This is a genomic window from Leptothoe kymatousa TAU-MAC 1615 (assembly GCF_018739865.1).
GTDB lineage: Bacteria > Cyanobacteriota > Cyanobacteriia > Phormidesmidales > Phormidesmidaceae > Leptothoe > Leptothoe kymatousa.
On sequence record NZ_JADOER010000006.1, the window covers coordinates 1 to 18,690 of the forward strand.

Sequence of the window (18,690 nt, forward strand, 5' to 3'; positions counted from 1 at the left end):
AAATCACACCCCAACTATTCAAGCCTTTGTGATTATGGGGTTCTAGTATCCTAATTCTGTCCGGAGTATTGTTCATAACGGATGCTTACATAAAAAGCGTGAACTATGGAAAATCTTACTCGCCATGTAACCGTATGTACCGTCGTCAATTTTTAGGCTGTTTGGCTGTCGCCGCAAGTGCGCCATTGGTTTCTCAATGTGCGCGCCGTCCCATCGTTAATCGTGTTTCTAGCCAGGATGGCCTACTAGAACTATCCTTAACAGCTCAAGCTGAGCGTCAAACGCTTGCCGGTCAACGATCTCGGGTGCTAGCGTACAACGGCCAGGTCCCAGGGCCGCTTCTAGAAGCCCGTGCTGGCGATACCGTTCGTTTAACCCTAATCAATCAGCTAGAGACGCCCACCAATCTTCACTACCACGGGTTACATCTTTCTCCCGAGACTGACAATGTATTTCGAGAGGTAGCCCCTGGTGAACGCTACACCTACGAATTTCAAATTCCATCTAATCATCCAGCCGTAACCGCCTGGTATCATCCCCACTATCACCTGGACGTCGCTCGACAAGTCTTTGGTGGGTTAGCAGGCCCAATCATTATTCGAGGTGATCTAGACGAGATTCCTGAACTGCAGCAAGCAGATGAAACCCTTTTGCTATTGCAGGACTTTGAACCTACACGTCAGCCAGCAGAACCCAGTTCTCTGGGCAAAAAATGGGGCCGAGAAGGGTCATCCCTACTAGCGAGTGGTCAGCATAATCCAGTCATCACGATGCCGCAGAATGGCTTGCTAAGATTGCGGTTAATCAATGCGTCAGCCTCTCGGATTTATCAACTACAGTTACAGAATCATCCCTGGTTTTTGATAGCAACGGATAGAGGTGCCATTTCAGCACCTACCCCACTGGAGACTCTGCGGTTATCGCCTGGTGAACGGGCAGACTTGTTAATTGCAGGACAACAAGCCCCTGGAGACTATCGGCTGATTAGCCTGCCCTATGACCGTGGCATGAGCGATATGGTGTCATCGTTAGGGACGGCTGTTGAACAAATGTCGGGGGTGGTTCAGCCAGTGGAAACTACATTGGCCACTCTCCGCTACCAATCAGGCACGTATGCTGAGCCCTTACCGTTACCCCAAAAGTTAATTTCTGTTGAACCACTGCCAGCACCGGATCATACTCGAGAATTTGTATTGAACCATGGCATTGGCGGAGGCATGAATGGGTTTATTATCAACGGTAAATCCTTTGACATGAACCGTGTAGATACAAAGGTGAAGCTTAATCAGGTGGAGGATTGGCAAATTGTTAATCAAGCCAGTATTGATCATCCATTTCATTTGCATACCAATCGCTTTCAGGTGATTGAACGCAATGGCCAGCCAGAAACTCTTCTATCTTGGAAAGATACGGTCAGTATCAAGGGGTACGAGACCGTCACTATTCGAGTGCGTTTTGAAGACTTTGTTGGGCGCACCGTTTATCATTGCCATATTCTTGACCATGAAGATCAAGGAATGATGGGCATTTTAGAGATTTCTTAGAGGTTGTTTTTGGAGTTGATAAAATTAGAGAATAACTAAAGGCAATTGAAATCAGTAGACGTAAAGTAAGTGGGTGAACTCAATCTTTTATAAGATACAAATAAGCAGTTTTACTTCGCAGATTTTGCCCCCAAACCCCCAATTCTGGGGGCTTTGAGTCTAGCTTCCCCCAGAATATAGCCCAAGGGGCATTCAAGAAAGGGAAGAGGGGGCCTCGATATCTGAAAACTAATTAGGATCACCACCTAGTTGATCAAACGTGTGATCTAAAACATCTACGAAGCAAGATTTACTATCCGGCTAGTTTATGTTTAAAGCATCGTCCTGATGCATAAAACCGTTCGACTTTGCTTAGGGCTACCAAAAATCCCAAGGCAGAAAGATATACTGGGTAAGCCTGTTACCCTGAAGCTGTCATGGCCAACCTCAAACGCACCCGTGAGGATATCTTAAAATCCGTGGTTACCACGGTCCATCGCCAGGGTCTGACAGCGACAGGATTAAGCAAACTATTTAAAGTTAGCGGGGCCTCGTCGGGGAGTTTTTACAACTATTTTCAATCAAAACATGAGCTGGGCCATGCCTTAATCGACTACGAATGGTCGCAGCTCCAGGCAAACGTGCTAGAGCCCGCCCTCTCCCAAAGTGATGACCCCATCGAGCAGATTTTTTGGATCTTAGATCGACTCGAAGCAAAGCAGCTCAAAGAACCGAAGTGCGGGGGCTGCTTACTCGGTAACTTAATTGTGGATCTCGTTGAACAGGACGACTCCTTTCGCGACCACCTAATGCAAATATTTAGCAAATGGGAGGGGGCTATTGCACAAACCCTACGGCAAGCAAAACCCCAACTACAAGATCACATAAACCCAGAGCACCTGGCCGAACAAATCATCACTGCCATCGAAGGGGCCATGCTCATGGGCAAACTACACCGCAGCGAGGCCCGAATGAAGCGTGGGTTTGACCTAGCGCGGCAGACATTAAAAAATGCGATGGTGCCCTCTTAGCCAAAGAAATGTAGGGCAATAAATGTAGAACTTAAGCCAGTTATAGATAACCAAATCCCCTCCTGGGAGGGGCTCCGGGGGGGGGGCGTTAGCGCTGGCGATCGATACCCACCCCGCCCTTTGGGCACCCCTCCCAAGAGGGGATGAAAGTCGGAATGCCTCCCATTAGGAGATTACTTGCTGGCTTTAATTCGCTGGATGGTGGGCCATACCCCTACACGGGATCTCACATCACTATTCAGGAGAATCAATCAGCCCTGGATCATCCTCAGGACGAGGCCCTGGCGCAGGCCAGAAAAACCGACGTTCCTCTTCCGTAATCGGCTTATCATTAATGCTCGCCTCCCGACGGCGCATCAAACCATCATCATCAAATTCCCAATTCTCATTGCCATAGGCCCGAAACCACTGGCCCGCATCATCGTGCCACTCATACTGAAACCGCACCGCAATGCGTCGCTCACTAAAGGCCCACATCTCCTTCGTTAACCGATAGTCCAGTTCCTTATCCCACTTACGGGTCAAAAACTCTCGAATCGCCGCCCGCCCCTGGAAAATCTCAGCCCGGTTCCGCCAGTGGCTATTTTCTGAATAGGCCATGGACACCCGCTGGGCATCGCGACTGTTCCAGGCATCTTCCGCCATCCGAACTTTCTTCATCGCGATCTCACGGGTAAATGGAGGAACCAGTTTTTGAGCTGCCATAGACTAAAACCCTAATAATCTGTCATGGGGTGGAATGCTTTACTTATACCTGGCAATGTTATGGGTTGCATGGGACGAACTTTTGGAAAACTAGGACTTTTTTGAGATACCCCATGCCTAATGCGAGATTTTGTAGATGCCCTTCGATATCTGGGACAGACGACCCGAATATTACAGGTCGGAAATGGGATTTCTTACCGTTCGGTAACATTAACCTTTCACCTCCTAGAAGTTTCTTGTATCTTAAATAGAGTGATCATTCTATTTGGATAGACCCATGGCCGAAGCAACTACCGTCAGCGCTGAGGTTACCGTACCCCTGACGCCCATTCCCCAAGATGGCCTGACCGAGTTGGCCGCTAAGAATAAAGCCAACCCCGCCGATAAAACGCTGAAAGTTAAGACCGTTTGTACTGGCAAGTTTCGCAGTGTGAACTATGCCCGTGACCTAGACCCATTTGTTATTGATGAACCCCCCGTTCTCCTGGGGGACAACACCGCCCCGAACCCATCGGAAATTGTGCTGGGTGCGCTGGGATCATGTTTAGTCGTAGGCATCCAGGCCAATGCAGCCGCTAAGGGTGTCAGCCTGACTAAGCTGGAAATTTTCTTGGAAGGGGACATTAATATTGTCAGCACCTGGGGCACTGGAGAATTGGAAAAGCCCCAAATTGGCTTTACCGATGTGCGGGTAAAGGTGGACATCGACGGTGACGCTGACAAGGCCGTCCTGGAAGAAATGGTGACCCACGCCAATACCTGGTCGCCTGTGTCCGCCACCTTGAGCAACCCCATGCCGGTATCCGTTTCGACGGTTTAGGTTGGGTTGTTACTTTAAGCTAGTTAAATAAACGGCTCCGCTTAATATCCGGGTTTCGACTCCGTTCAACCCTCAAGGCAGTTGAGCGGAGTCGAAATATAGCTGGTTAAGCGGAGCCGAAACCAGCGCCCCAGAGATCATCACGCCCAGCATTATCAAACCTCTTTTATAGTCATCAGCATCGCCATGCAAACCGTTTCAAAATCGTCAGATCGCCGGGCATCTTTAGGCACCTTGGAGCTAGATCCAGCCATTGCTAACCTGCGCACGGTTATCAACCAGGTGCTCACCCCCAAGGTGCAAGACATTGATCTCAAGGGAGAATTTCCAGAACAGATTATGCATCAGCTGGGGGAAGCTGGCGCATTTTCCCATGCGGTATCGACAGATTTTCAAGGCTCTGGCAAAGGTCTGAAGGCGGCGGTTCAAAGCATTGAAGAAATCTCTAAGGATTGTCTTTCCACTGGGTTTATTGCCTGGTGTCAGGTGGCCTGTACCTGGTACTTGGAAAATACTAACAATACGGCCCTAAAGGCTGACATGTTGCCGAAGGTGGCGACGGGGCAGGCCCTTGCGGGCACGGGCCTGTCTAACCCGATGAAACACTTTGCGGATATTGAGAAAATTGCCCTGAAGGCGCAGCGGGTGGATGGCGGCTATGTGGTCAATGGCATGTTGCCCTGGGTCTCGAATCTGGGTCCGGGCCACTACTTTGGTATTGCGGCTAAAATGGCGGACTCGGAAGAGTACATGATGGCCATTGTGTCCGATGATCTAGAAGGCATGTCGCTACGGCTGAATGCCCACTTTATTGCCCTGGAAGGCACTGGCACCTATAGCTGTGTGTTTCGCAATGCGTTTGTGCCCGATGAATGGGTGTTGGCGGCCCCCTGTGAAGACTATGTGGCCTGCATTCGCCCTGGATTTATGTTGACCCAGGTGGGCATGGGACTGGGTCTAACCGATAGCTGCATTGAGCTGATGCGGCGCTCCAACAAACGTCTGGGCCATGTGAACTGTTATTTGGATGACCAGGCAGAGGATATTAGCGCTGATTTAGAAATGGCACGCCAACGCACCTATCGTTTGGCGGATCAGCTAAATGCTTGCACTGGGGTGGCCGATCCTCAGCTAACCCGTGAGATTATTCAAGCGCGGGCAACCGCCTCAGAACTCTCGTTGCGGTCTTCCCAGGCGGCCATGCTCCATGCCGGAGCTAGGGCCTATGTCCATGGCAGTGCCCCGGAGCGCAAACTGCGGGAAGCATATTTTGTGGCCATTGTTACACCGGCGTTAAAACATCTTAAGAAAATGTTGGCGGATATGAAGGAAACCGCGTTGCCGGTGGCGTAAATACAGACGCCATTAATGTCGGTTGGGTTGCCCAAAATCGAGATATTTACGACCGAATTAATATCTCTGCAACCCAACCTATACGGTAGGCATGGGCGTTTGGCCAGGTTGGGCTGATTGAATATTGGCAAGGTGTGAGCAATGTTGAAATGGGATAACCCAACTTACATTAATAGCTTCCTGTAGTTTCTAAAAGATTGCTTACAACAGGAATTAAGCTCTGTTAAACGGTATTAGATTGCACAAAAATCTTTTGGAATAACCGTTCTAATAGTGGGCAGAAAAGCCCCTATCAAAAACGGCCCTATGGTATCGATTCCCAGTCAGTCTCGCCAGTGGAACAATCTTTCCTGTGAACAGGGAGATGCGAGGACTATCGCCACACGCTGCGTTATTTGCGGCAGCTTCCACTCTACCCAGGATCACTGGCGATTAATGGCTGACGCGGGCATGCCCCAAAGTCCGGCTGACCTGATCGACGATCTAGTCAAGATGCGGATGTATAAGCCTGAGGCCATTGAGACCGCCGATGCCATTAGCCAGGCCGAGCTGCGTACGGCGCTGTTTGTCTCCATGGTGGGTAAGGGGGAGCCCAGGCGAGAAAAGCTGGTGCGAGATTTAATTGGCCTGGCGGGTGGCCTTGACCAGGCCTTTAGTGCCGCCTTTGGGCCCAAGGCGGGAGAGTTTTTCACGGACGCTAAGCGGCTGAGCCAGGTAACACGGCGTAAGTTTTTGCAAAATATTGCGGTGGGTGCCGCATTGGTCACCCTCGCTAATTGTGGCTCCTCTCCTGATGTGGCAGAGACGCCCACTGAAGATGCACCAACAGATACCCCATCGACTGGAGACTTAGAAAAAACTAGTCTAAAGGTGGCGTTTCTCCCCATCACCTGTGCCACGCCCATTATTATGTCGAAGCCGTTGGGCATTTATGAGAAGTACGGCCTCGATGTAGAGCTGATGAAGTATGCGAGCTGGTCCGTGGTGAGGGATGCAGCCATTGCCGGGGAGCTGGACGCGTACCATATGCTCGCCCCCATGCCCATCGCCATGTCCCTGGGGCTGGGCTCCACCCCATTTTCTGTGAAGCTGGCCAGCATTGAGAACAACAACGGTCAGGGGATTGCCGTTGCGAAGAAGCACCTGGGCGCGGTGAATGGACCGGCTGACTTTAAGGGCATGACCATTGGTATCCCCTACGATTATTCTAACCACAACCTGTTGTTGCGCTACTACCTGGCCACGGGTGGTTTGGACCCTGACAATGATGTGAAGCTATTGATCTTGCCGCCGCCGGATGCGATCGCAAAAATGTCCACCGGCCAAATCGATGCCTTTATCCTGCCCGACAACTTTACCCAGCGCGTCGTTCAGGACGACATCGGCTTTATCCATCTGCTCACCAAGGACCTCTGGGCCGGCCACCCTTGCTGCGCCTTTGTCGCCGCCCAAAACTGGATCGATGAGAACCCCAACACCTTCCGCGCCCTGAACAAGGCCATCATCGATGGGGCCACCTACGCCAACAACCCCGCCAACCGCAAAGAAATTGCCGCCGCCATTGCCCCCCGGGAATACCTCAACCAGCCGTTACCCGTCTTAGAAGCGGTGATGACCGGCAAATTCGAAGATGGCCAAGGCAATACCCTAGATATTCCCGACCGCATTTACTTTGACCCCTATCCCTGGAAGAGTTTTGCCAGCTGGATTACCACCCAGCTAGTGCGCTGGGACTACACCTCCGCCGATCAGATAACCGGGGGTGGTCAGGATTTCTTCCTAACCGACCTGGCCCGAGAACTAGCCAATGAACTGGGCGTAGATGCCCCCGATGAAATCTCACGCATTGAGAAAATGCAATTCGGCGATTTCGATCCCAACAATGCAGACGAGTATTTAAAGGAGCAAATAGATAAATTTGGGGTGTAAAACCCAATCGTCCTTTTGGGAGAGGTTTCCCTCCCAAAAGGTAGGGCTGTTTTGTTGTTTGGACAGAAGCAAATCTGAAGGCATTGAAAGATTGTTTGAAGCATACTCTACTTGAAGGTAGGCTATGCCTAGTTTTCGGAATATCCTTATCAAATGTCGTGCCAAACAACAATGCGAAAACCTGATTAATCGACCCCGCCGTAACCCCTTTGTAGCCATTGGGCATAACCAAGTAGGCTGGATCCTAGGGCGGCCTTCCGGCCCTAGCCATGGGGAAACCCAGTGTGCCTAAGGAGATAACTTGACTACTTCCGGAAAAGGAACACGGAAGGACCCCAAGCAACCGGTTTTGGCTTCCTCCGATCAGCTCTCGATTCAGTTTATAAGCCTTCCCGATTTTATCTGGTGAACATGCAACGCTCCTGCCTGCCAAGATAGCCACCATCAAATCTTCAGGCGAGATGGGTCTCCCTCAACGCCAACGGCAACCTCACCTTAAACGTGGTTCCTTCCCCCAACTGACTTTTCACCTGAATATCTCCCTGCTGAAAGTCAACAAATTGCTTAACAATACTCAAGCCCAAACCAGTCCCTGGAATATTACTCACATTTTTTCCCCGATGAAAGGGTTCAAATAAATGGGGATAATCTTCCGGCGAAATCCCCAGACCATTATCTTTGACCACAAACACCGCCTGATCTCGATGGCGGAATAAAGATAAACAAACAGGCTGGCGATCCGGCGTATAACGAACCGCATTGGACAAAATGTTGGTCAAAATTGAACGCAAAAGTGTCTGATCGAGTTTGGCAATCAGGGGCTTATGCCGCCCCGTAAACTGTAGCTGTCCAGTTTCCGATGGCAGCTCTGACAGCAAATTGCGGCAAAAGTCCACCAGGTTCAAGGGTTCAGGATTCAAGGACAGACGTTTGGCCTCTAGCTTCCCCAGGACCAAAATGTCATCGATCATCTGGGTCATGCGCTCAACATTCTCTTTAATATCTAAAAGATATTGACTTTTCTGATCCTTTGATAGTTGCTCGTCATAGCGATTCAAAGACGATACCGACAGGGCAATATTGTTCATCGGGTTGCGAAACTCATGGCAAACCATGGATACAAACCTGGACTTTAGATTGCTCAGCTCTTGTAGTCGTTGGTTTGCGGTATAAAGCTCAGCGGTGCGTTCTTGCACCTTGAGTTCCAAGTCTTCATTGGTTTGTTGCAAGATGGCCTCAGCCCATTTGCGTTCGCTAACATCACGAAATGTAACAACTGCGCCAATCATGCGTCCAGCGTCATCCCACATGGGGGTGCTGATGTACTCGACCGGAAAACAGGTGCCATCTTTGCGCCAAAAAACTTCGTCGGTGACCCGTTGAGTATGGCCTTTTTGGAACACGTCATAAATCGGGCAATTTTCCCTAGGGTAAGGACTGCCATCGTCGTGGGAATGGTGCAGTACCCGATGCATCGACTGACCAATCAAGTCTTCCATCTCCCAGTCGATCATGGCGGCAGCGGCTGGATTTACAAATGTGACATTGCCGTATAAATCCAACCCATAAACCCCTTCTCCGACCGCATTCAGAATGAGCTGATGCTGTCGGCGTAAGGCCTCAAGGGCCTGATGATCGGAAAGGTTAGTGGAATCCTGTGATTTCATAAAGTTGTTCAAGACTGTAGTGCATTACACCACGGTGAATTCTTAAAACCCGTAAACCTCTAATAGGTGTCTATAAAATATGTTTCCTGGGAACGCTACTGCTTTTAGCTTTTTTTAAGGCTAAGGGCCTGTTAAAAAATAAAATTATGGTTTTATGCCTTGAAATCATGGATTAACAAGCCTTTTCGGATTAAACCGTGAAGTAGTTTTTTGCAAGCTCCTAAGGATTATTATCTTACTCTCCATCCTAGATGGTCAGGGCCATGGTTAAAACGATTCTTGTCATTGAAGACGAGGTCCAAACAAGGGAAATTTTTCTCCGATGTTTGAAATTTGAAAAGTTTGAGGGGATTGGCGCGGCTAATGGTTCAACAGGTATCAGACTGGCACGGCAACATCTGCCTGATTTAATAGTTTGTGACATTATGATGCCGGATGTGGATGGCTACGAGGTCTTGGCTCGCCTGAGACAAGATCCGACGACAGCCTCGATCCCGTTTATTTTCTTAACGGCTAAAGTGGCTATGAGCGATCTGCGTCAGGGCATGACCTTGGGCGCCGATGATTATTTGACTAAACCCTGCACGGTGGAAAATTTTCTGGATGCCATTGCCTCTCGCCTACAGCGCCATGAAACGCTGAAGCGTGGGCTACAGCATCTTTTGAACCAGGAACAAGACGGCATTATTCTGTCGGAAACGATTTTTCCTGACTGTCCTCGGCTGACGGCGGTGTTTGAATTTATTGAGGCCAATTACCAGCGCCCAATTAATCTCACGGATGTTGCCCAGGCGGTGGGTTATTCCCCTGCATATCTGACAAATTTAGCCCAGAGTCAGACGGGACGAACGGTGAAAGCGTGGATTATTGAACGGCGCATGGCCCAGGCCCGTCAATTGTTGCAGAATACGGCGGAATCGATTAAAAAAATTGCTGGCAGTATTGGCTATGCCGATGCCGGTTACTTTACTCGACAGTTCCGTAAACTCCATGGTGTCACTCCCCAGGTGTGGCGGAGTCAGCCCAATTCGTAACAACCGCGACAAAATAGCCCTCTAAACAACAAACGAACTTAAAAAGTCCTAGTTTTTCAAAAGATAATCCGATGTAATCTCGGATAGGGATTGGTATAAATTACATTATCGAATCCCGTGAATATCATTAGGCACTCAGCAATCGATAGTCTCGGCCAACGTTAGTTAAGGTGAGGATTTCTATGGTTTTACCCTCTACACAAACCGATCAGAAATGGGATAATCTGAATTGCGATCGCGGCAATCTCACCGATTTTCAGATGGCTTGCATCATCTGTGGTGGGGCTCACCTAACAATGTCCCACTGGGAATTTCTCCAGACAATGCCCCAGGATCCGGTGGATATGGTGGGCGACGTCGTCAAGATGGGGCTCTACAAAGATGAGCAGCTGCGGGCCGCAGATACCGTCAACGCCTATGAGCTTCGCAAAACATTGTTGCTCAGAGCAGCGGGGCGGGGCGATCCAAAACGAGAAAAATTGGTACTTGCCTTAGCTGAGCAAGCCGGTGGCATTGAAAACGCATTTTCCGCTGCCTTTGGTCCCCAGGCCGGCATGTTCTTTACCGATGCCATTCGCAACAGTGAGTTTACTCGACGAGAGTTTTTGAAGAATTTGGCCATTGGTGCGGCCCTAGTGACCCTCAGCAACTGTGGCGGCAAGCCAGAAGAAGCTGCCGTTGAAGATGCGGCGGCCCCGGTGGATACCTCTGGTTTAGAGAAAACAAATCTCAGAATCGGCTTTATTCCCATTACCTGCGCCACTCCGATTATTATGTCGGAGCCCTTGGGTTTCTACTCCAAGTATGGCTTTAACGCGGAAGTGGTGAAGATGCCTAGCTGGGGTGCGGTGCGTGACTCAGCCATTGCAGGAGAGCTGGATGCCTATCACATGCTGGCCCCCATGCCCATTGCCATGACCCTAGGTCTGGGCTCTGCTTCCTTTGGGGTGAAGCTAGCCAGCATTGAAAATATTAACGGACAGGCGATTACCGTCGCCGAGAAATATAAGGGCAAGATCAATGGCCCCGCCGACTTTAAGGGCTTTACCATCGGTGTGCCGTTCCCCTACTCCATGCACAATCTGTTGCTGCGCTACTACCTAGCCACCGGCGGCATCGATCCAGATGTGGATGTGAAGATTCGCCCGGTTCCCCCACCGGATAGTATTGCCCAGCTCGTGGCTGGAGATATCGATGCCTATCTCATGCCCGATCCCTTTAATCAGCGGGCCGTATATGAAGGGGCAGGCTTTATCTTCAAGCTCACGAAAGATCTGTGGCCCGGTCACCCCTGCTGTGCCTTTGCCGCCAGCGATCAGTGGATTGATGCCAATCCCAACACCTTTAGGGCCCTAAACAAGTCCATCATCGAGGCCGCTGGCTACGCCAGAGACCCGGCTAACCGTCCTGAAATTGCTAAGGCAATCTCTGAGAGAGCGTTCCTTAACCAGCCCGTTGAGGTTGTTGAAGCGGTGCTCACGGGTAACTTTGATGATGGCCAGGGCAATACCCTAAATGTGCCCGATCGAATCGACTTTGATCCCTATCCCTGGCAGAGTTTTGCCAACTGGATTTCTTCCCAGTTAGTGCGTTGGGATCTCCAAGGGGATGGTAAGGCCGCCCAGGTGATTACCTCCGACACCTATGACCAGGTGGGTAAGGATATCTTCCTGACCGACTTGGCAAGGGAACTTTCCGAGGAAGTTGGTTTGAATCCTCCTGGTGATATTTACCGGACGGAAACCCTCGAATTTGATAGCTTTGACCCTGCTGATCCAGCAGCCTATGTTAAAGAACAAATCGATAAAAATGGTGTTTAACCGTGGCTAAATAGTTGCAAAGCTTGGAGGCATAAACTGCATGGCCGTGAGTCAGCCAACATTGACTAAAACAAAGGGTGCTAATGGTAGCGCCCCATGGCTTAACGAAAATGTTAAGGCGTTGGGTCTATTCATTATTTCGCTGGTGCTGTTTCTCTTGTTTTGGGAGATTGGTGCCAACCTAAAGTTGTTTGCTAAGGGGATGCCCACAGCGTCTAAGACATTGCAAGAGCTTTGGTGGTGGAGCACCCATCCATTTTTTGATAATGGACCCAATGATCTTGGGATTGGATGGAATCTGTTGATTAGTCTCCGGCGGGTGGCCATTGGTTACTTCTTGGCATCTGCGATCGCAGTACCCCTGGGTATTCTCATCGGGATTTCACCCATCGCCTACAAGGCGTTCAATCCCTACGTGCAGTTGCTAAAGCCCGTATCGCCGTTGGCTTGGCTGCCTCTGGGTTTGTACATCTTTCGGGATTCAGAAAAAACTGGCATCTTTATTATTTTGATTTCTAGCATCTGGCCCACATTGATCAACACCGCCTTTGGTGTGGCCAATGTGAATCCCGAATATCTCGATGTCTCTAAGACCCTGGGTGCCTCTAGGATACGCACTATTTTCAAGGTGATTATTCCCGCTGCTTTACCCAATATTGTGTCCGGTTTAAGGATCAGTATGGGGATCTCATGGCTAGTGATTGTGGCCGCTGAGATGTTGTTGGGAACGGGTCTGGGCTACTTTATCTGGAATGAGTGGAACAACCTCTATATTCCCAATATCCTGGTAGCTATTTTTATCATCGGTCTGGTGGGGCTAATTTTGGATAACATTTTTGGTGCCCTGGAAAAATTTGTTGCATTTGGTCGTAAAGCGTGAGCATTGCTTCCGTCAATTATTCCTCTAATGGTGCCGTGTCTCCTGAACCTGAGTTTCCGTCAGCCCAGCTTTCCATTCGCAACGTCACCAAGGTGTTTGCGGGTAAGCGAGATATCTTTAGTAAGCTATCGGGCAAAACAAGTCGAGACTTTGTGGCCATTGAGGACATTAGTTTAGACATTGAGCCCAATACGTTTGTTTCGATTATTGGGCCGTCGGGCTGTGGTAAATCCACATTGCTCAATATGGTGGCTGGGTTGTCTCCCGTTTCCCAAGGGGAGATCCTTCTAAACGGTTCTCCGATTACGGGACCAGGGCCAGATCGAGGCATGGTATTCCAAAACTATGCCCTGATGCCGTGGATGACGGTGGAAGAAAATATCCGCTTTGCGGTGGAGACCGTATTTTCTAAGCTGTCTCCTAAGCAAATCAATCGGGCCATTAAGGAACAGATTCAGCTAGTCGGTTTGGAAGGTGCAGAGAAAAAGCATCCCCACGAACTGTCGGGCGGTATGCGTCAGCGGGTGGGCATTGCCCGAGCGTTGGCGATTAATCCCCAGATTTTGCTGATGGATGAACCTTTCGGTGCCCTAGATGCCTTGACCCGTGGCTTTTTGCAAAGCGAAGTCGAGCGCATTTGGGAGCAGCAGCGCAAAACGGTAATTATGATTACCCACAGCATTGAAGAAGCGCTGTTGTTGTCTGACCGCATTGTGATGATGACCCGAGGTCCCGCTGCCCGCGTCGACGAAATCCTGGAAGTTCCATTTCCCCGTCCGCGCGATCGCAACACCATCGATCAGCATCCGGCATATCACGATCTGAAGGCTGAAATGGAAAGTCATCTGTTCCGTGAGACCCGGGCCGTAGAAGAGTCGCGTATACGATAGCGATTGTCCAGTAAGCGTTTGGGCTTGTTAAAAATTAAAATCATGGTCTTGTTCCTTGAATTCATGGCTTAACAAGCCTTCTAGGATTAACTCGTGAAGTAGTTTCTTAACAGCTCGTTTTCCTTTTTAATTGTTGAAGTCAAGAGGTAATTTATGACTATTCCCGAAATTTCTGCAAAATTTCTTGCCGCAAAGAAAGAGAAAGGTCTGACATTTGCTGATCTTGAGTCTAAGCTAGGCTATGACGAAGTCTGGATCGCCTCAGTCCTTTACCGTCAGGCCAGCGCCTCTGAAGAAGAAGCCACGAAAATTGTTGAAGCCCTGGGCATGGGGCCAGAATTTGTTGAGTATTTGACCGAATGCCCCATGAAGGGCGGTCTGGATCCCCTAGTGCCCACCGATCCGCTGATCTATCGCTTCTATGAGATCATGCAAGTCTATGGCGTGCCTGTAAAGGCTGTTGTCCATGAGCAGTTTGGCGACGGCATCATGAGTGCCATTGATTTCTCCATTGATGTGGAGAAGGAAGAAGATCCTAAGGGCGATAGAGTCAAGATCATCATGTGCGGTAAGTTCTTGCCTTATAAGAAGTGGTAACTGCTCTTCTTTAGAAGTTTTCCCGTTTAGACTCTCACTCTTACAATTTTGAGGTGACTCCCACCTTAAAGCAGCAGCGTCTTTAGTATATCTAAGGACGCTATTTTTTTTGTCAATGGAGACCCTTGAGATAGCAGTGGCAATCGGGCTTTTCAATCAATGTTGCCACCAGGGAATTAAGCGCTACGGCTGCTAATAAGCCCCCACCCTGGGTGCCTTCCGTGGTGATAAACGGTATGCCACTGTGCTGCAAACGCCGCTTCGCTCCAGGGGCATGGCTAAACCCGATGGGTAGACCAATCACGAGCGCTGGCTTTAATTGCTGTGTTTCAATCGCCTCACAAACAGCGATCAACACAGAGGGGGCGTAGCCAATGACCAAGACACACCTGGCTGGCAAATCAGATAGCCTGGAACGCCATTGGTCTTGTTGCCAAAATGTTTGTTCTGCCTCGGCCGCGCTGTTGATGTGGGGGTTATCGATTAGCGTTTGCACAGAACAGCCTAAATGGGCTAACCGAGTTTGGTCGAGGGCGGTCACGACTGCTGGGATATCGCCCACCACAGTGCAGCCTTGCTTTAAGGTGTCACGGGCCGCCTTCAGCGCATCAAAACTCAGACGCACAAAGGGCACCAAACTCACATCACCACAGGCTAAAACCATTTGGGTGAGCAAATCGACCTCAATTTCCGATCGTTCTGAGAGATCGGGCAACAGGTGTGTTAGCGCCTGTTGAAAGTTTTCGGGATGATTGTGGGCCGCACAGTCGAGCTCGTCCCAAACCCGATGGGTGGCTAGCTCGTTGGCTTCAACTTCTAAAATCCGCAGCTGTGCTAAAGCTTTGGTCTGGACGGTTTGGCAACCCTGGTCCCGGCCTAAAATGCCTTCCACGGCCATGGCGGTTTGTCGCAACTGGACGAGCTGTCGCATCAACGTTTGGTAATGTTGTTGCAACTGCTCCATTACGGCCGTCGAATTCGTTGGCTCTTCCCGCTTGGCGGTGAGCAATTGCTGAATGTGACTAAGCTGGAACCCTTGCTGCTTCAGGACCATAATCCGCCGCAACCGTTGCACATCGGCATCATCATAAAGCCGGTAATTGCCGCGCGATCGCTTAGGTTGGGGCAGTAACCCTAACTGATGGTAGTGGCGTACCATCCGTGGTGTAACTTTACCGCCAACGGTTTCAGTCAACTCTTTGATGGTCAATTGCGGCTTGGTCTGGGTCATGGAAAAACAACCTTAACATTTACAGGAATGTTAAGGTTGACTCTAGCACTTTTTGTTCGTTGTGGCTGTTGTCATATCGCACAGAATAGAAAACCCTTTAGGGCGTCGGTGCACATTTTCCCCCTAGCCCTTCCACAATGGTGCAAGTGTTATAAACCAACATCCCGGTATAGGTCCCCTGGGGAGTGCCTGCTGGGCCTAAGCCATCCGCTAGTAAGACTTTTTCTGAAATAGAGACGCCGGCCTCGCCTGCTACGGTTTTTAGTACGCGGTCGTCAGCGGTGAGTTCTGCGAAAATGGTGGGAATGGCTTTGTCGCGAATTGATTTGGCTAAAACGTTAACCTGGGTGGCGGTGGGTTGCTCTTCCGTTGACATCCCCAGCAATGTTCCTTCGACGGTCAAGCCATAGGCCTGGGCGTAGTATCCCATGGCGTCATGGGTGGTAATTAAGCGCCGTTGGGATGCTGGAATGGTGGCAATTTGTTCTGGAATCCAGGCATCTAAGGTTTGTAACTCATCCGCCAGTTGTTCAGCGTTTTGGCTATACGCATCAGCATTGTCAGGGTCAACGGCTACCAGGTTATCCCGGATTATGTTGACCATGGCTAATCCGTTCTCGATGTCATGCCAGATATGGGGATCAGGACTAACCTCACCATCGTCAACCACTTCAATCAGTTGTTGCACCGCTTCATCGTGCAAGGCGATTTTAGGGGCTTCCGAATCAGACGCTGTGGCCATATCAATAATCGCCGGCTCAAAGTTTAGACCTGCATAAAAGACTAAATCAGCCGTGTCGATTGCCTCGCGGTCGGAGGGTTTCGCTTGATAGGTGTGGGGATCTTGATCGGAGGGAATTAAACAGTTTAGCTGGGCGGCATCCGCAACAATTTGAGCGGCAATGTCGCAAATAACGCTGTAGGAGGCAATCACATCGACTTGGGACGCATCGACCACCCCATCCTTGGGAGCTGTTGCGGCCTCCGGTTGGTTGGTTGTGGGGGCGGAACCAGTACAACCTGCCAGGCCAATTAGCAGGGCCAGCGCGCCTGAAACAACTCCGTGGCCTTGTGAAAAATATTGCTCCATGGCGGTGCCTCTATGGGGGATTTTCTACCAAAAACAGTCGAAAGCGTGGGGGAAAGCAACCGCCCACCTGCGACTGTGCAGTCGGCTCAACAATTTTTTAAGACTCCCCTGAAAAGATTGATGAAATTTAATACGGGGGAGTCTTTTTTCGTACGCTTTTATACGTTGAAAACGTCGATATTGCCATAAGCTCAGCCTGCGTAGGGACAGAACTGTTCAAAACACAACATCAAACGTAAACATTTTACCTAGACATTTATATAGCTAACCTATACACTGGTGTCAACCTTCAATCTTGCTTATCAGATTTATCGCATTTAGGTCTTAGCCACAACATTCACACCATAGATTTTTTAAGCAAATAGTTAGGTCACTTATTGCCAAGTTGTCGCGGTTTATCCCCTCTCATTTAAGCGCGCACCCCCCCTGCAAAATAGTTGAGAGATTGCCTTGTGCTCACCCCTACCCATGGTTTAGGCCGATGCTAGAAATTCAGAATTTATCGATCGACTACCGAGGCACCCTTGCCCTTCACAACGTCAGCTTTTTTGTCCCCGCAGGTCAGCTGGTGGGCATTATTGGCCCCAATGGTGCAGGTAAAAGTACTTTGGTCGAAGCTATTTTGAATTTAGTGCCTGTCACTCAAGGGGTGATTCGTTTTAAGGGCATATCTCTCAAGCGTCAGCTGCTTAAAACCGCCTATGTGCCCCAGCGTTCTTACATCGATTGGGATTATCCGGTAACAGTGTGGAATGTGGTGATGATGGCCCAGACTGTTCAGACTGGACTCTTTAACAAGTTTAGTCGTCAGGCCAAACATCTGGCCCGCACTGCGCTCGAACGGGTGGGGATGTATGAATTGCGCCATCGCCCCATTGGTGAATTATCGGGGGGGCAACAACAGCGCGTTTTTTTAGCCCGGGCATTAGCCAAAGAAGCTGAGCTTTTAATTTTTGATGAGCCGTTTACGGCGGTTGATCGCAAGACCGAAGACATTATTTTTGATGTCTTTCAGGAGCTACGAGCTGCGGGTAAAACATTGCTAGTTATTAACCACGACTTAGGGGACTCCCTAGCTATTTATGATCAGCTGCTGCTGCTCAATAAGCGTTTGATTGCCCAAGGAACGCGCCATGAAGTTGTCACCTCCGACAATTTAGAGCGGGCTTATGGTCGGGGACTCACCCGAGTTTTTGCTTAGGCTATTTCAACCTTAAGAGGATACAAACCGCTCCATGTTGGACTGGATCATTCAGCCGTTGTCATTGACCTTTATGCAACGTGCATTAATGCTGGGTATTTTGCTCGGCATTCTCTGTGCGGTTGTGGGTAGCTACATGATTGTGCAGCAGATGGGCATGTTGGCCCATGCCATTTCCCACTCGGTGATGGCTGGTTTGCCCATTGCCTACGTGGTTGGTATCGCCTTATCATTTGGGGCCTTGATTGCCGGGGTGATTAGTGCCTTGATGCTCTATTTGATCGAATCGCGATCGCGGGTGAAAACGGATGCCGCCATGGCTTTAATTTTGACCTCATTTGTTGCCATTGGTGTGACACTGGTCAGTATCATTCCAGGCGCGAATCGCATCGACCTTTTGCATGTGCTGTTCGGCAATATTCTCGGGGTGACCATGAAAGAGGTGTGGTGGACCCTAGCCGTGACGGTGGTTGCCATTACCTTGATGCGGTTGTTTTTTAAGGAACTATTATTTTATACCTTTGACCCAAAAGGGGCCCAGGCCAGCGGCATGCCGGTGCATTTTTATAATGCATCGCTAATTATTGCCATGACTGTGACAATTGTTGTGTGTTTACCCACGGTGGGTGCGCTGCTGGTGGTGGCTTTACTGGTGGCCCCAGCGGTGACTGCCTATCTGCTGGTCAAAGAGTTGCACCAAATGATGTGGGTGGGTTCCATCATCGGGTCGCTGTCCAGTGTGATTGGCATGTACCTCAGCTATTACTTGGATGCGCCATCTGGAGCCACGATTGTCCTCGTTGCCTTTTGCTTTTTCTGTTTAGCCTTTCTCTTCAGTCCGTCCGAAGGTTTACTGGTGAGCTTTTGGCGAAAACACATGCGATCGCGCCTATCGATGCCTAGCTAATGACAACTTGCA

16 protein-coding genes are annotated in these 18,690 nt (G+C 49.8%); 12 read left to right on the forward strand and 4 right to left on the reverse strand.

The genetic code is table 11. From position 1 onward, the window contains the following. Positions 1 to 134: 134 nt before the first annotated feature. Both IXB28_RS08315 and IXB28_RS08320 read left to right on the forward strand, forming a co-directional pair. A complete protein-coding gene (locus IXB28_RS08315; protein WP_246559699.1) occupies positions 135 to 1,544 on the forward strand; it encodes a multicopper oxidase family protein in 1,410 nt (469 codons plus the stop codon). A 416-nt stretch (positions 1,545 to 1,960) separates the two neighbouring features. Further along, positions 1,961 to 2,554 (forward strand): TetR/AcrR family transcriptional regulator, encoded by a 594-nt coding sequence (locus IXB28_RS08320; protein WP_215618113.1) that lies wholly within the window; start codon positions 1,961 to 1,963, stop codon positions 2,552 to 2,554. A 234-nt stretch (positions 2,555 to 2,788) separates the two neighbouring features. Here the strand turns inward: IXB28_RS08320 and IXB28_RS08325 are convergent, their stop codons facing one another. Further along, positions 2,789 to 3,259, reverse strand: a complete 471-nt coding sequence (locus tag IXB28_RS08325; protein ID WP_215618114.1) for a nuclear transport factor 2 family protein — start codon at positions 3,257 to 3,259, stop codon at positions 2,789 to 2,791. Positions 3,260 to 3,536: 277 nt separating this feature from the next. On the opposite strand from IXB28_RS08325, the gene IXB28_RS08330 reads away from it, so the two are divergent. From IXB28_RS08330 to IXB28_RS08340, 3 genes are all read left to right on the forward strand, one after another. Continuing rightward, a complete protein-coding gene (locus IXB28_RS08330; protein WP_215618115.1) occupies positions 3,537 to 4,079 on the forward strand; it encodes an OsmC family protein in 543 nt (180 codons plus the stop codon). A gap of 186 nt (positions 4,080 to 4,265) precedes the next feature. Further along, positions 4,266 to 5,432, forward strand: a complete 1,167-nt coding sequence (locus tag IXB28_RS08335) for an acyl-CoA dehydrogenase family protein (RefSeq protein WP_215618116.1) — start codon at positions 4,266 to 4,268, stop codon at positions 5,430 to 5,432. 306 nt (positions 5,433 to 5,738) lie between these two features. Then, positions 5,739 to 7,361 (forward strand): CmpA/NrtA family ABC transporter substrate-binding protein, encoded by a 1,623-nt coding sequence (locus IXB28_RS08340; RefSeq protein ID WP_215618117.1) that lies wholly within the window; start codon positions 5,739 to 5,741, stop codon positions 7,359 to 7,361. 452 nt (positions 7,362 to 7,813) lie between these two features. On the opposite strand, the gene IXB28_RS08345 is transcribed toward IXB28_RS08340, so the two are convergent. Next, positions 7,814 to 9,028: a PAS domain-containing sensor histidine kinase gene (locus IXB28_RS08345; RefSeq protein WP_215618118.1), complete on the reverse strand. Its 1,215-nt coding sequence runs from the start codon at positions 9,026 to 9,028 to the stop codon at positions 7,814 to 7,816. Positions 9,029 to 9,291: 263 nt separating this feature from the next. Between IXB28_RS08345 and IXB28_RS08350 the strand changes: the two genes are divergently transcribed. The 5 genes from IXB28_RS08350 to cynS all read left to right on the forward strand — a co-directional run bounded on the left by IXB28_RS08350 (position 9,292) and on the right by cynS (position 14,249). After that, positions 9,292 to 10,062, forward strand: coding sequence for a response regulator transcription factor (locus tag IXB28_RS08350; protein WP_215618119.1), 771 nt, complete (start codon positions 9,292 to 9,294; stop codon positions 10,060 to 10,062). 182 nt (positions 10,063 to 10,244) lie between these two features. After that, a complete protein-coding gene (locus IXB28_RS08355; RefSeq protein WP_215618120.1) occupies positions 10,245 to 11,882 on the forward strand; it encodes a CmpA/NrtA family ABC transporter substrate-binding protein in 1,638 nt (545 codons plus the stop codon). A 40-nt stretch (positions 11,883 to 11,922) separates the two neighbouring features. Next, positions 11,923 to 12,762 (forward strand): nitrate ABC transporter permease, encoded by an 840-nt coding sequence (ntrB, locus tag IXB28_RS08360; RefSeq protein WP_215618121.1) that lies wholly within the window; start codon positions 11,923 to 11,925, stop codon positions 12,760 to 12,762. A 2-nt stretch (positions 12,763 to 12,764) separates the two neighbouring features. Beyond that, a complete protein-coding gene (locus tag IXB28_RS08365) occupies positions 12,765 to 13,652 on the forward strand; it encodes an ABC transporter ATP-binding protein (protein ID WP_407659183.1) in 888 nt (295 codons plus the stop codon). A 153-nt stretch (positions 13,653 to 13,805) separates the two neighbouring features. Next, complete coding sequence (gene cynS, locus IXB28_RS08370) at positions 13,806 to 14,249, forward strand: cyanase (protein WP_215618122.1); 444 nt, start codon at positions 13,806 to 13,808, stop codon at positions 14,247 to 14,249. Between the two features lie 112 nt (positions 14,250 to 14,361). Here the strand turns inward: cynS and IXB28_RS08375 are convergent, their stop codons facing one another. Continuing rightward, the gene (locus IXB28_RS08375) at positions 14,362 to 15,480 is read right to left on the reverse strand and encodes a precorrin-8X methylmutase (RefSeq protein WP_215618123.1); all 1,119 of its coding nucleotides are present in this window, start codon (positions 15,478 to 15,480) and stop codon (positions 14,362 to 14,364) included. 97 nt (positions 15,481 to 15,577) lie between these two features. Continuing rightward, on the reverse strand, positions 15,578 to 16,570 hold the full coding sequence (locus IXB28_RS08380) for a metal ABC transporter solute-binding protein, Zn/Mn family (RefSeq protein ID WP_215618124.1): 993 nt from the start codon (positions 16,568 to 16,570) through the stop codon (positions 15,578 to 15,580). 481 nt (positions 16,571 to 17,051) lie between these two features. Between IXB28_RS08380 and IXB28_RS08385 the strand changes: the two genes are divergently transcribed. Both IXB28_RS08385 and IXB28_RS08390 read left to right on the forward strand, forming a co-directional pair. Continuing rightward, positions 17,052 to 17,771 (forward strand): metal ABC transporter ATP-binding protein, encoded by a 720-nt coding sequence (locus IXB28_RS08385; protein ID WP_215618125.1) that lies wholly within the window; start codon positions 17,052 to 17,054, stop codon positions 17,769 to 17,771. Between the two features lie 34 nt (positions 17,772 to 17,805). Continuing rightward, positions 17,806 to 18,678, forward strand: a complete 873-nt coding sequence (locus IXB28_RS08390; RefSeq protein ID WP_215618126.1) for a metal ABC transporter permease — start codon at positions 17,806 to 17,808, stop codon at positions 18,676 to 18,678. Positions 18,679 to 18,690: the final 12 nt, after the last annotated feature.

Excerpts from the sequence above, each read along its gene's own strand:
- IXB28_RS08375 (WP_215618123.1), bottom strand. The coding sequence starts at position 15,480 with ATGACCCAGACCAAGCCGCAATTGACCATCAAAGAGTTGACTGAAACC.
- IXB28_RS08350 (WP_215618119.1), top strand. The coding sequence starts at position 9,292 with ATGGTTAAAACGATTCTTGTCATTGAAGACGAGGTCCAAACAAGGGAA.
- IXB28_RS08340 (WP_215618117.1), top strand. The coding sequence starts at position 5,739 with ATGGTATCGATTCCCAGTCAGTCTCGCCAGTGGAACAATCTTTCCTGT.
- IXB28_RS08335 (WP_215618116.1), top strand. The coding sequence starts at position 4,266 with ATGCAAACCGTTTCAAAATCGTCAGATCGCCGGGCATCTTTAGGCACC.
- IXB28_RS08330 (WP_215618115.1), top strand. The coding sequence starts at position 3,537 with ATGGCCGAAGCAACTACCGTCAGCGCTGAGGTTACCGTACCCCTGACG.
- IXB28_RS08345 (WP_215618118.1), bottom strand. The coding sequence starts at position 9,028 with ATGAAATCACAGGATTCCACTAACCTTTCCGATCATCAGGCCCTTGAG.
- IXB28_RS08390 (WP_215618126.1), top strand. The coding sequence starts at position 17,806 with ATGTTGGACTGGATCATTCAGCCGTTGTCATTGACCTTTATGCAACGT.
- cynS (WP_215618122.1), top strand. The coding sequence starts at position 13,806 with ATGACTATTCCCGAAATTTCTGCAAAATTTCTTGCCGCAAAGAAAGAG.
- IXB28_RS08355 (WP_215618120.1), top strand. The coding sequence starts at position 10,245 with ATGGTTTTACCCTCTACACAAACCGATCAGAAATGGGATAATCTGAAT.
- IXB28_RS08385 (WP_215618125.1), top strand. The coding sequence starts at position 17,052 with ATGCTAGAAATTCAGAATTTATCGATCGACTACCGAGGCACCCTTGCC.
- IXB28_RS08320 (WP_215618113.1), top strand. The coding sequence starts at position 1,961 with ATGGCCAACCTCAAACGCACCCGTGAGGATATCTTAAAATCCGTGGTT.
- ntrB (WP_215618121.1), top strand. The coding sequence starts at position 11,923 with ATGGCCGTGAGTCAGCCAACATTGACTAAAACAAAGGGTGCTAATGGT.
- IXB28_RS08380 (WP_215618124.1), bottom strand. The coding sequence starts at position 16,570 with ATGGAGCAATATTTTTCACAAGGCCACGGAGTTGTTTCAGGCGCGCTG.
- IXB28_RS08315 (WP_246559699.1), top strand. The coding sequence starts at position 135 with ATGTACCGTCGTCAATTTTTAGGCTGTTTGGCTGTCGCCGCAAGTGCG.
- IXB28_RS08325 (WP_215618114.1), bottom strand. The coding sequence starts at position 3,259 with ATGGCAGCTCAAAAACTGGTTCCTCCATTTACCCGTGAGATCGCGATG.